At 56.7% G+C, this 12,883-nt stretch carries 6 protein-coding genes and 5 pseudogenes; 5 read left to right on the forward strand and 6 right to left on the reverse strand.

Features of this window, described 5'->3' with window-relative positions; all coding sequences use genetic code 11:
* Window positions 1-56 precede the first annotated feature (56 nt).
* The 3 genes and pseudogenes from ACFDR6_RS24220 to ACFDR6_RS24230 form a co-directional block, all read right to left on the reverse strand.
* Window positions 57-893 carry a CmcJ/NvfI family oxidoreductase gene (locus tag ACFDR6_RS24220; protein WP_375859753.1) on the reverse strand — a complete coding sequence of 279 codons (837 nt, stop codon included), beginning with the start codon at window positions 891-893 and terminating at the stop codon, window positions 57-59.
* Between the two features lie 193 nt (window positions 894-1,086).
* Complete coding sequence (locus ACFDR6_RS24225; protein ID WP_375859754.1) at window positions 1,087-1,380, reverse strand: hypothetical protein; 294 nt, start codon at window positions 1,378-1,380, stop codon at window positions 1,087-1,089.
* Between the two features lie 708 nt (window positions 1,381-2,088).
* Window positions 2,089-2,430, reverse strand: a pseudogene (locus ACFDR6_RS24230) (isocitrate lyase/phosphoenolpyruvate mutase family protein); the annotation flags it as partial.
* Window positions 2,431-2,622: 192 nt separating this feature from the next.
* On the opposite strand from ACFDR6_RS24230, the gene ACFDR6_RS24235 reads away from it, so the two are divergent.
* Window positions 2,623-2,910, forward strand: coding sequence for a GNAT family N-acetyltransferase (locus tag ACFDR6_RS24235; protein WP_375859830.1), 288 nt, complete (start codon window positions 2,623-2,625; stop codon window positions 2,908-2,910).
* A gap of 843 nt (window positions 2,911-3,753) precedes the next feature.
* Here ACFDR6_RS24235 and ACFDR6_RS36345 read toward each other — a convergent pair.
* The 3 genes and pseudogenes from ACFDR6_RS36345 to ACFDR6_RS24245 all read right to left on the reverse strand — a co-directional run.
* Window positions 3,754-4,141, reverse strand: a pseudogene (locus ACFDR6_RS36345) (ATP-binding protein); the annotation flags it as partial.
* A gap of 639 nt (window positions 4,142-4,780) precedes the next feature.
* The gene (locus ACFDR6_RS24240) at window positions 4,781-5,059 is read right to left on the reverse strand and encodes a hypothetical protein (protein WP_375859755.1); all 279 of its coding nucleotides are present in this window, start codon (window positions 5,057-5,059) and stop codon (window positions 4,781-4,783) included.
* A 550-nt stretch (window positions 5,060-5,609) separates the two neighbouring features.
* A pseudogene (locus ACFDR6_RS24245) lies at window positions 5,610-6,583 on the reverse strand (helix-turn-helix domain-containing protein).
* A 302-nt stretch (window positions 6,584-6,885) separates the two neighbouring features.
* Between ACFDR6_RS24245 and ACFDR6_RS24250 the strand changes: the two are divergent.
* From ACFDR6_RS24250 to ACFDR6_RS24265, 4 genes and pseudogenes are all read left to right on the forward strand, one after another.
* A pseudogene (locus ACFDR6_RS24250) lies at window positions 6,886-7,370 on the forward strand (IS66 family transposase); the annotation flags it as partial.
* A gap of 483 nt (window positions 7,371-7,853) precedes the next feature.
* Window positions 7,854-9,107: pseudogene (gene ectB, locus ACFDR6_RS24255) on the forward strand (diaminobutyrate--2-oxoglutarate transaminase).
* A complete protein-coding gene (locus tag ACFDR6_RS24260; protein WP_375859756.1) occupies window positions 9,104-9,940 on the forward strand; it encodes a 2OG-Fe(II)-dependent halogenase WelO5 family protein in 837 nt (278 codons plus the stop codon). Before ectB ends, ACFDR6_RS24260 begins: the two are co-directional and overlap by 4 nt.
* A 333-nt stretch (window positions 9,941-10,273) precedes the next feature.
* Entirely contained in the window at window positions 10,274-11,293 is a 1,020-nt protein-coding gene (locus ACFDR6_RS24265; protein WP_375859757.1) for an ATP-grasp domain-containing protein, read from the forward strand.
* Window positions 11,294-12,883: the final 1,590 nt, after the last annotated feature.

Below are 12,883 nucleotides of genomic sequence, written 5' to 3' on the forward strand. Positions count from 1 at the left end.
TGCACATTCCTCTGAGCTTGGGCGGCGATTGAAATGGCAGAAGTGATCTCGGCCGCTCAGTCGTAGTACACGCAGAAGCGCGCCTCGATACTCTCACGGGGCTTTGCACTAGGATATGCGCGACGATTATCGAAGGCCGAGTGAGGCGCCTTTGCATTGCAATGCGCTTCCGAATCATAGCCCTTAAACAAAATGAGCTCGTCCGCGGTCATCTCGGGAAAATAATACCAACGCTGAGCAGAATTGAAGTGCATGAGGCAAAACTTAAGCTTGGTGCCACGAAACGTGTAGTCCATCACGACACTATCGGTATCGTCAACGGAGGCGCCATCGCAGAACGCTAAGGGGAAATCCAGCGGGGGCGGCGAGAGGGCATGCCAAGTTTGAACGATGATCAATCGAGAATACATTTTTGACGGAATGCCCTGCAATTGGTCCGCGATCGCGGCAGTTATAGGGCCGGAGATCGGTGCGTAATCAATATGAGCCAATAGACGCGGCTCACATCCTTCGGGAAAGGATCTCCCGCTGGTAGAACGAACAATAACAGCTCGTCGGAGGGGCACGACCCACGACGCATTGAAGTAGTTCTTGATGACCGGAACCATGTCTTCCAGATATCTGTGGCACAAAGTTCTTGGATCCCCCTCGTTTGCACAGGATATCTTGTGCTGAATGAGGGTGAAACCTTCCCGGTCGAGGGATAGTTCGTCCACGATGGGACGCGCGTTGCGAATAGTAACGTTGTAGCCAACCATTGGCGGCAGGACGACTTGAATTGGGGAGGCCATGTCGAATCCCGGCAAAACAGCTTCGGGAGCTTTTTCGTCGGACGTGCGTCGAGCAAAGTTAATTTGACTTTGCACACACTCCAAGTGATCGCGGTTTACCATGAGGCTGGTCTCGCATTTTCCAAGGCTGCTTATCTCCTCTATAGATACGGTGTCTCGACACGTCAGGTCGCCGCTACTTACAAAATGCGGCGCTTTACTCGAGAGAGCTGGTGGCCCCCTGAAGAGTACAGCAAAAGGGAAGGGAATCGTCCTATCGAATCTGGCAGGAAGCGCAAGATCGCTCTCGCTTTACCTATTCGCTCAAAAGACCGCGTTGTATCCCGCGATCCAGTCGCCGAGCTGCTCGGTCCACGCCCGCCAGCGCGGAAGACAAGCTGGATGCGCCCATGGCCGCGACAAAGATGTGCGCATCGCGCACCTCGCCAGTCTTACGGCCAACCACCGGCAACGTGTCGTCGACATAGTCAACAAATAATTTCTCGCGCCCGTCGTGGTGTTGGCGGATCACCAGCGGGAGCCTGCCTTCCCAGTTGCGGAAACAAGTCACAGAAACGGCTATACCGGCACCCGTCCGGATGCTCTGCAAGGTACGTTTCCCACAGCGCTTGCGCTCGTGCTCGTTGACAATAGTGAACCAGTCAGGCTCGGCGCACCTTGCGGCCACCCGGCTTCACGCCAGGAACCCCGTACAGTAGCTCCTTCGGCTCGGCCTCGCTTATCGCTTCGGCACGGGCCAAGACCCGCGCGCACAAACCGCTTCAGCGTGTCACGTACCATCGGCGGCCCTATGCCGATACGCTCGCCTAAAACGCGCGTCGAGAGCCCATCCTCAAGGTTCCACCTCACAATCTCTCGCACTTGGCGCATGATAACGCTCCTTGTGCATCCAATTCTTCAAGCTGTTTCCAACCGGAAAATGGCCCGACGATAAGGCCTCACACCATCCGAAGATGCGCGCGATCAAATCGGAATTCTGCGCAAGATCATTTTCAGAACCCCGCGTGCCTTTAAATAGGTACGGTGCGCGCGATGAGGTCGGAGTCGGAACGCCTCGCGGCGGGCATCACGATTCGTTTTAGCACTTCATCGTTATTTAGAATGCGCGTCATCTTAAAGAATGCCATTGCCCCTATCGTCCGGGTTAGACTCGTGTGGGCGAGGCAGTAACGTCGGGGCACAAACATCCAGTGACAGACACCACTTGCGGCGGCCGGGCTGCGCTGCGGCCCGGCAACCGCGCCAGGAATCGATGCTATGGTCATACCAGGGCAGGTCGGAGCAATTTACCTGGCCGATGATGCTCACCAACGAGCGAGTTCAGCTTCGGGAAGCAGCTGTTCTCAAGGCGCCCGCCGCGCCCGCCCGCGAGGAGGCAAGCATTGTTGAATTACGAAGCCGTCGTCACCGTCAACGAGCACAGGTACTCAGTTGTGTCCACTATGCGTTCGACGCTCCGGACGAGCTGGCTCCATGAAGCTTCATTGGCATCGCCATAGCCGAGCGAGCTGGCAATCGACAGGCCAGAGGCCTAGATCCGCTTGAAACCTGGGCGTTGGGCGATTGTAGCGGACAGGCAATCATGCGCTTCCATCAGAAACGAGAGCTCATCATTCGAGCAGACCTGGGCGCGAAGCATTTCGATAGGCGACGGCTGTGCGCATCAACGACCTGCGGTAGGCCGAACGGCTTGTGGTTGATACTGTATGCCTAGATCCCGGAGGCCAACAGTGGCGGCGGCGCCTGCTGGTCCGCTGGGAGTTCTATCCGCAAAACTTCCTCGGCTTCGTCCAGCTCGCTTGCCTGCTGATCCTGTTTCGACAATTTTGAGATAGGTTCTAATAATCTCCAATTCGGATACGCATTCCCCAAATATGGAGCAGGACGAGGTTTGGGTCCGGAGGCCGCACGGTTCACCATCATGCAGGCCTTGAGAAACTCGAATAAGGAAAAAGTAGTTGGCCTCATTGCGCGAGGTAATGCGCGCTCGGAGCGCGCAGCCAAGAAGCTGGGATTACGCTATATCGACGATAGATGGCATAACGGCAGACTCTGGCAATATTACGAAATGACCCGCGAGGAGTATTTTTCTCAGTCGCACCACCGGGTCACAGGGTAAGCACCGACGTATCGGTATGTTGCGATTTTGGACTGCGGTCGAGGAGGGTGGTAGAGGTCGCGGTAGGCGCCTGCTAGCCTGTGGCCGATAGGAGCTCCCGGATTAGAGTTCTCAAACATGTGTTTCAGGTCCATTGCCCGAGCAACTGCGGCCATGGGCAGACAGGCGCCCCCTCTCACTTGCCAACGATGCCGACGCAGGTCAATTCGTCGTAAACATCGAGCAGCGCCAGCGTGACCGCGACAGTTGAGAACGAGGGCTCCTCATGTCGGAAGCGATGGCGCATCGAGGCGGGATCGGGTAATCTGCACCACCGCGCTCGGTCGCGATCGCCTCGACAAACTCGGCTTGGCGAGCGAGCAGTGGTCCGGAGCCACAAGCTAGACTATCACCTTCCAGCCTCGCCGATCGTCACCGTGTTCCCGCAAGACCCCGGATAGACCTTTGTACGCTGTACGAAGCTGGCGAGCGCCATCGGCTTGCGAGCCAGGCATGGATGACGTGCCGGCAGTCAACGACATGCCCGTCCTGGTTCTCCGATGCACCTCCCTTGCGTCGGCTGCGAGATTGCGGACGCTAGCCGACTGGCTGTCGCTCGGATGCTCCCGCGCAAGGCACCAAGCGCCTACAGAATCCGAGGGCAACGAATCTTTCGTCCCCCGAAGGCGGCTCTACGGCGAAAAGCGATTCGGAAGCGATAGAGCCCGTAGTGCGACAATCTGCCTGGGGAAGTGCGCAGGAATCTGGATGACGAGTCAATGTCGCGGCGGCATGAGATTGCCGCGATGAATGTCGCGCGCAAGAGTTTGGTTGGCCCGCCCTAATTGGCGCGGCGGCAATCACGAGTGTTTTTGCTGTTGCGTGCGACGGTGACCGGCCGGGGCAGCGTTTTCGCTCTAACGCAGTGCGCCGGCGATAGCTCTCGACGTTCATTTGGATGGTATACGAATCGCCCGACGGCGGCGAGGTCATGGGGGCCGGGAAGACCTGGTCCATCGCCGAATGGTCGTCTGGCCGTGATCAGCATGGAGCGTCGCTCTTTGCGTGCGGTGATAAGCTAGAACAGCACACTCGCCTCGGCCTGATCCTTTGGTAACGCGGCGAGGTCTTGCAATCAGCAGATCGAATCGGTCGAGGCAGTTGATGGTGGCCTCGAGGTTGAGCTCGCCCCGCGCCGCCTGGAGCTATGCACGGAATCGGTGATGCCGGAGAAGAGGCGTCGCCATCCGTTCAACCGATGGCTGCCGCAGCGCATGCGACGAAGCGACTGCCATGGGCAGTGGTAGTTGAACGTACATTATCAATAACGACGGGGACACTACCTGCTCTGGTGAGCAATATAAATGGTGCGTGGTGGCGCGCATCAAGGCAGACGCCACGAAAAGTAGTACGTCGAGTCATATAATGCTGTGGCGACGAAGGCATCTAAAATCTATCGCCGTTTAGGGCAAAGTCGCGGTTCGGAGTGAGGATATCGCGCCCCGTTTTAAGGCGGACGTTGAGCGACTTAAAGGAGAATTGCCGCCGCCGGGCACGACCGGTGGTAACTAATCTCGTCGATCAGAAGGAGGGAGAAGCGGGGCGAGCGACTGCAGACAGTCGCCCGCGCTGCCTTCGCATCTGGTTTGCGATGACAGTGACAATGTCGGCGAGCGTGGCGAACGCGACTTTCCTTCACGACTGCGAGCGGGAGCGATAGCTCTTATTTGTCGGTCGGTGAACTTCAATTCGGCAAGCGGGTAGTCAGGCGAGACATTCTCGGCGCGGTGCGGGCACGATGATTGTCGACCAGCGTCAACTCCATGATACGCAAGCTGATCGAGCGCCTCAGTCCCAAGTGATGTCCTGTCGACTCCCCGCAGCGTAGTGCTCAGTAGCTCCAGCGCAGTTGGCGTCTGAGCGCGATCAGGCGTTTATTGACGCGGTCGATCGCTGCCGGCCGAATGTGGATGGCCAAAGCCGGTCCATGCTTGAAAGATGTTTGAGTGATCTGATTCACTAGGCTCGCCAGGCGTTTCTCACGATCGATGACAATCAAGATCAGCCGTGATCGAGTGGACGTTCCGTCCGCGATAGGCCGACGCAATACATTCGTGATCCGCTCCGGCGCACACTCTGAATTGGCGTCGATCCAGGGATAGACGGACACCTCGTTGCGGCGAATCGTCTCGGGTGCACAGCCGCGACACCCCCGAGGTTGGAGATTCGGCTCATGCCCATGGCCGGCGTCAGATCGTTCAAGACCGGGTAGGGAGTCCTTGCACGTAGGCCTGCTGCACCACGGCGGGTGAACGCATTCTCGGCTGTCCAGGGGGCGCTAGAAAGACTGGGAAATACGACTGCGAACGCGCAGTTCGCCAGCTCGGGAGCAAGTCTAATCGCGATGCGCTGCGCCAGACGTTAGAAGCGTCTCCACAAGCTGCCCGTTCGAGCTTCACTGCCGCTGGGCGGCAAAGCCGATCATCGCTGACCTTGCCCTCCGGGCTTAATCCAGTCTGAAGTTCGCTGTGGCCCAGGATGACGACAGAGCACGAAACGCAGTCGTTTTACGGAAGAACAGATTATCGGGATTTGAAGGAGCACGAGGCCGGGGGGGCGGTGGCCGATCTTGCTGCAAGCACGGCGTCAGCGACGCCAATGCCCTCACGTGTAGAAGTATGCACTTGACCTGACAACTGGCTCTTCGTCCTGGTCCGGCGCTACGCGGCCGGCGGCAGTTGCTCCCTCGCAACGCGCAGCGCGTCAAGGAAGGTTTGCAGGGATGTTTTTCCATAGCGCTATCGTCCTGATGCCGGCGCGTTTCGTTGTACGCCGTCACCCAACCATCGAGATCATTCTGCAACTCGGCGATGGTTCGATAGATCTTCTTGCGGAACGCCACTCGATAAAACTCATCGAGCACGATTCCATGGAAGCGCTCGTAGATTCCGGCTGCGGGCTCTTGGTCTTGGTCCGGTATGATCGATGTCCTCGACCGCGAGATAGAGCCCGTAGTTGTGATGCCCGGGGTTGCCACAATACTCGGTGCCGCGATCCGTCTGCACCCGGCACAGCACAATGCCGTGCTCCTCGAGGAACGGCATCAGAACTTCCGCCGCAGTGATTGGCGTCTTGCGGTCGTAGAGCTTGGCGAAGACCACCTTGGTATAGGTATCGATGAAGGTCTGCTGATAGATGGTCCACGCCCTTCATGTTGCCGACATAGAACGTGTCCTGGGCGCCGCAATAATCGGGACATTCGCTCTCGAATTCGCCGTTGACCTCCTTCTCGGACTTGGCTTCTCCAGCGCCACGACCTGGGCTTCGGTTAGGAAAAGCCCTCCTGCGCCATCCTGGCTTCGCGCGCCTTGAGCCGCGTCCTGGTGTTCGCCAGATCGTGGCGCATCCAGACGGCCCGCACCCCGAATGGCGAGATCGACAAGCCCTGTTTCTTCAGCTCATTGGAAACACGCACCTAGCCCCAGATCGCTTGTTCGATCGCCAGCGCCACCACGGCCGGTTCGATCTCAGGCGCAACACGGTTCTTCAGGATCGGCTTCTTGCGGCTGATCTCGGCAAGCGCCAGTTCGCCGCCTTTCTCATACAGCTTCTTGAACCGGTAGAAGCTGTCGTGACTATATCCCATCATCTTGCAGGCTTGGCTGACATAGCCCCAGTTGCTTGGCCAGTTCAAACACTGCGATTCGCACGAATGACTTTCTGCTCCTGAGTCATGGTTGCATCTCCTGTGCGAGAGAGACCCTGCGGGCAGCGCTGGAGCGCCCGTCCGGGTGAGCGCTCCCGCTCGCCCGGCAGCTCCATTCCCACCGGCCAAAACCATTCTGGTCAGATTATATGAAAACTTCTACACCTCACGCCTTACGAATACATCTGCAATGCTGGACTTCCCAGCCGGAACCATTCAAACTTAATCCGCTCAACAAATACCGTGATTAAACGCCTAAGACAGGAAGGACGAAGAGGCGCGCACCCGCGGCCGACAGGCGTTCCGCCAGCCCTGGAGCGCTTCCGGCCCTTCCGCCGAATATCCGAGTCACGATCGCCTCGAAAGATACCAATCATTCATGCGCGCGTGCCTCTGCATGTGATCGGTGAGGAGACCACACGGCGGCTCGACGTCCTCCCGGCGCAATTTCGCTGATCGTGCCCAAATGTGCCTGCCGGGCCTCCATGGATGGGTGTGGTTCAGACGCCAACACCGGTGCGGCTGATCAACGGCGGTTTTCCGACCGAGTGCGACGGACCCTATGAGCTGGTCGCCAGAGTATGCTTGGCACCTGCCTCTGTATCGGCCGGCCTAGATCCGCAGAGTATCGACAGCAGGCGTTCGGGTCCGGTGTTCTGAGTGGGCTATGCGGCCGCCAAAGCTTCATCCGCTCTGGCTCACGCTGCACGAAGTCATTCTCACCGCGAGCGAGATCGCGCTCGACGAGACTGCAGGGCCGGTACTCGTTCCGGGGGCTGCTGCACCACTCTCTATGCAATGAAACGTCGGCCGGGTCGATGACCGCTGCTAGGAGTGAAACCTTTACAGAATCTCAGGGCAAATAACGTCGTGGCGTTCTCAACCTTGTTGTACGACAGCACAAGACTTCAATCGCTGCTCAGATGGTAGATCGCGTCAGGAGTCTGGCATCATGCCAAACCGGACCAGGATCGGGTGCTGCGCTACGCGCACGGATCACATCGCGCCTACCGGCAGATCGGACAAATTCAGCGGCCTGAGGGAACTTAGGACTCGATAGAGACTCTGTGCTACGTCGCAGCCGCTCGGTCCGAAGTAACAGCCCCCATGTTGATGACACACAACGATAGCCACAAGCGGCCCGATTTTACGAAACTACCAATGTCTACAGGTTCACCGATAACGGTTCTTGTGTAGGTAAGAGGCACTAGGCAAAGCAAGAACGAATCTCCCGAATCTTAGGCATATGGATACTAAGATGAATACCGACACTTTCGCAGCTCATGAATCAAACGTTCGCCGGTATGCGCGATCATTCCCCACGGTCTTTACGAAGGCTCGTGGGGCGATAATCTGGGACGAGATGGGTAAACCTTATATTGATTTCTTTGTAGGGTCCGGGGCACTCAACTACGGGCATAACAATCCCGATATAATCCAACCGGCGATTGAATATCTCACTGGCGGAAACATTCGTTTGTCGCTTGACATGAATACAGCAGCGAAACGGGACTTCATTGAAGTGTTTGTCGAATCGATTCTGAAGACGAGGGGCCTCTCTTACAAGATTCAATTTCCTGGCCCTACCGGCATCAACGCCAATGAAGCGGCGCTTGCCCTCGCCCGAAAATATACTGGCCGTTCAAGCGTTATGGCCTTCACGAATGCCTTCCACGGTATGTCTCTCGGCTCGTTAGCGGTGTCGGGCTCGGCGTCCACCAGAAACCTAGGCGGCGTTTCTCGCCAGGATGTGATCCGAGTCCCCTACGAGGACTACCCGAATCGCGCATTCGATTCCGCAAGTTACATCGACCATGTATTGGGTGATCCGGGGAGCGGCGTGGAAAAACCCGCTGCAATTATTTTGGAGACGATCCAGGCGGAAGGTGGCATGAACACCGCATCACCAGCTTGGCTCGCGGCAATTCAGCGCATTTGCCGTAAGCATGGTGTTGTTTTGATCGTTGACGACATTCAGGCGGGTGCGGGACGAACGGGCGACTCCTTCTCGTTCGAGACCGCAAAAATCGAACCAGATATCATCTGTCTTTCCCAATTGCTGAGCGGTTCAGGTAATCCGTTATCCGTGGTTCTGATTCGCCCCGACATAGACATATGGACCCCTGGGTAACATAGCGGGACCTTCAGAGGTAACAATCTCGCCTTTGTGACCGCGGTAGCCATGTGCAAAATGTGGTCCAACAAGCAGTTTACTGCAGGCGTCGAGCGGACGGCAATCAAGTTGCAAGCACACCTTGATCACCTCCTGGAGAAATTTCCTGACGTCATCGAGCAAAAGCGTGGCCGCGGTCTGATGGCCGGCCTCAAGTGCCGCTCACAGGAGGTTGTCGGTCGTGTGCACGATCTTGCTTTCCAGAAGGGCTTGCTCATCGAATCTTCGGGGCCAAATCGCGACGTCATCAAAGTCCTACCGCCGATCACCATAACGGATACCGAATTAGATGATGCTATCGCCATTCTCGATCACGCAATACAGGAGCAAAGCCAATGACAGCGAAGCAAGCAACTCAAGCGCCAACGATCTCGCCTCTTGCGATCAGAGAAAGAAGCGGCTCGATCAGCACCGCTGAGATTATCTCTATTATGAAGGGTGAGATCACTGGCGTGCATATCAAAGGAGGCGTCAATCTCGAAGTTGCAGCCGAAATTACCGCGAACTTCACTGGCAATCCCGGTCTCAAAGAAAGGAATGATGGAGTTCCCGGACAATATGTTGGTGCGTCTCACTACCGTAAGGATGCAGCCACGTATTTCGCAGATTCGGAGAACGCCCGACCGTTCGTAGATGCTCTTTTTGCCAATATGGTCAACCCGGTCCACGGATTGTTCGAGGCATTGAGGCGAGAGCTCCGCCAGCGAGGAATTGAATTAAGATTGTCCCGCTCAAAACACGGAGAAGCGAACATTTGTCGCGCCATCTGTTGGTCTGGTGTCGGAACGTATGCTCTGGAGCCTCACGATGACGTAGCTCAGGTGCTCTATGCTGGGAACGACTACGATATCTCCTCGGTGGCGAACAACACCGTTGTTGCCCTGAACTTCTATCCTAACGTTGCCGATCAAGGGGGTAATTTGCGGATCTGGAGCCATAAGCCAACAGTCGCCGATCGAAAGGCTCAGCGTGTACAGACTACGGGATATCCCTACTCCGGCACGTATCTTAAAGACGTCCCCTGTCACGACTTCCAGCTAAAGGCGGGAGACATTGCGCTTATCGACGGTGGGTTCGTTCATGGGGTTACGCCATTCGCCGGAAAGCGGCGGCTGGTCCTCAATAGCTTCTTCGGGTTTGCCGGGCCAGACCTTGCTCTCTGGTGGACCTGAAGTTGGAGTACCTCGCGTGCGGCCAGGGCAACGTCAACGAGACCGTCGAGTGGTAGGAGCTGCAACCGGTGTTCGAGCTGTGACAACAGCACCAATCGTGTCGGATCTAGAACACGCGTCAATCATTCGTCGGATTAGAGTGTCGAACCAAATCAGTCGCTTAGAGACCAGAGAGTCCTGGCATGGAATTTGCGATTTATCCTTGAACCGAGCGAGACTGTAGCTAGCATCACGAGAGCAAACGTTACGTTCGACCGGATGACGCGAGACCTCGGTACCATCAGCTCTGCGTGCAGCTAGTACGCTGTTTGCCAATCTGGCCAGGAGGACGTCGTGAGATTGCTTATTCTGACAAGGCACCTCAATTGCTTGGGTGAAAATGATGCACCTATCAGTAATGCTTTCCGTCGTCTCGGCTGCGAGGTAATTCTCGGTGACGTGAATACTATTGCGGCGGACGACTATCGTTATTTCGCACGAGGTGTGCGGGTGCCGGAAGACGGCCAACCCTACTATCCAGGCTCTGCGGCACTGGGAGATCGAGATGCATACTTCCTAGATGAGTGCCAGCTGATCTGGGTCATGACTCCACCTCATCCGCTCGTGGCGCGCGATGTTTGGCAAATGTTGTGGCTAGCTTCTCAAAACATTCGCTTCGTTAACAGCGTTGAGGGGCTGGCCTTTCTAGACACGAAACACGCGGCCGGCTATGTCGTACCGAAAGAGAATAGGCCGACCTCATATATCTCGAACGATTTCTCGTTAATGTGGGAACGTTATCAGCAGATCCAAGATCAATGCTGGGTCGCCAAACCGCCCAACGCCTTCGGCGGGCAGAACGTCTTTTTGCTCTCTCCAAATGGATCAAATGTTCGAACAATTCTCCAATGCCTCACCGGAAACACCGTCGCACTAGACGAATTTGGTGCCGTCGCGCAACACGGGAAACACGAGCTCGGGCATGGCGTACGTGGCTTTAAAGCTGAGTACGCCATTCTTCAGCAACATATCCCGGAGGTGGCCCAAGGGGAAAAACGCATCATTGTGACATGCGGAAAGGCGGTTGCCTGGCACGGCCGGCAAAGTTCTCCAGACGATCATCGGTCGAATCTTACGCAAGGAGGAAGGTTGGTTCCAGTCGATCTACATTCCCGCGAAGTTGAGCTTGCCGAGTTGGTTGGTCAAAAACTGATGGCACATGGAATCACTTTCGCCGGCATAGATATGGCTTATCCATATGTACTCGAATTCAACATAGCGAATACCGGCGGGCTATATGACTCACAACTTTCTTCTGGGATCGATCGTTCAGATCAGGTTGCCGAGTTACTCATTGCCTACTTCAATAGGTAACCGGCCGCTGTTGTCGAATAGTTCAGCCATTCCAGTTACGCTCACAGTTAGATTTGGGCATCTGGCTTGCCGGGCTATTCACAACAGTAGGCCGCGTAACGGGCGGCAAATAGAGCGCGGACTGCTCCAGCCGCCGCGGCAGCCCGCATCGGCCCCAAGGCCAGAATTGTCAGACGGTTCGCTCGCTTGCAACGGAGAACGAAAATTGTGTCCGCGAAGGGTTCATAGGCAAGTTGCTCGCACACGGTGCGGCGGAGCATCGACCCCTTTATGGAAGTCACCTCGTTGCGACAATGATCGTCACACCGGGGGAGCCGGGGATCATGTCGTCACGCCGCCATGGCACGCAGCACATCGCGTAACGAGCCCGGGTCGCTCCCCGCGGCTGCGAGAACCCCAGTACCGCCAATCACGATGCTGATCGTAGTCGCGTTGCATATGGCCGCTTCCACGCACCTCCCAGCGCAGCTCAGATATTAACGGAACGAAGAGTGGGGCATTCCCCGTCGAAAAGCTCAGTCCACGCGCCGCCCTCTGCCAAGCGAAGAGAGTTCGCGGTACGCGGCCGTGCCGGCGCGGCTCCTCCGACGCAACAACGCCCTCGCATACGTCTCTGCCATGATCCGATCCTTGACCTTCGTCGCTCTACCGTCGCCGACATAATCACCAACCCGGATATTACTCGGCCCCGCGAGTCCGAAGTGCCAGCAATGGTCAACCATATATGGCGCCTGCCTGTATATCTCGGCTCGCATATGCTGATCAGCTCGCGTTCGGAAAAGGTGCGGGCAATGTGCCGCTTACTTTGCGCCGCAGGTTCATCAGAATTCGCAGCGAAAGGGAAACCACAACGACTTTGCAAGCGTGGGGCTGACGCTCAACTCGCTGCAACCTCGAACACCCGCGCTAGTGGCATATCTCCCAACAGCTGAACGTCAGGGCAATGAAATGTTGCGTCAAATGAAACTCGTAGCATTCCTCATTACGGGGCCTGCCTCATGTCACCACGCCATTTGCGGCGATCGTGTTCGAATGTACGGCTGCGCCGCTAGTAACGCCGGCAATCCGCCGCGTCACGACTCTGCCCTTGTACGATATCTCCACCCTCTGCCGCATGACTTTGATGTCAATTGGCTGAGATCACTCTCTCGTTCGATCCGCTCGACGCAGAGGAGTCTTCAAAAGAAGCGGGCAAACGCACAACATGCGCGTGGGCCCGCTGGTCTGTGTACGGATCAAGTAAATAAGTGAAGTGCGGCAATCTCGGCAAGCGTGCCGCTGGATGAGAGATCGAGAAGCACCGCCCACTTCATGTGCGGCCTTGGCGCGGCAGCGAACCGGCAAATCTCGTCCGGAGCCCACCGCCGCATAGCTGCCGGAGGCGCATCATTGGATGGTCAAACTTCAGCCATCGATGACGTAAGTGTCTTGGAGCGAACGACTAGGTTGGTTGCACTGGAGGCGATGTCGTCGGTCCGGATCGTGGCCAACACCAGCGGCTCGTACCTCTCTTGTTCGAAAGCTTCGCATTGTCCCAATCTGACGCAGAATTTCTGGGGCCGGAGGCCTCTGATCGCGCTAATTCGGCTG

It is taken from the genome of Bradyrhizobium tunisiense, assembly GCF_042263385.1.
Lineage (GTDB): Bacteria > Pseudomonadota > Alphaproteobacteria > Rhizobiales > Xanthobacteraceae > Bradyrhizobium > Bradyrhizobium tunisiense.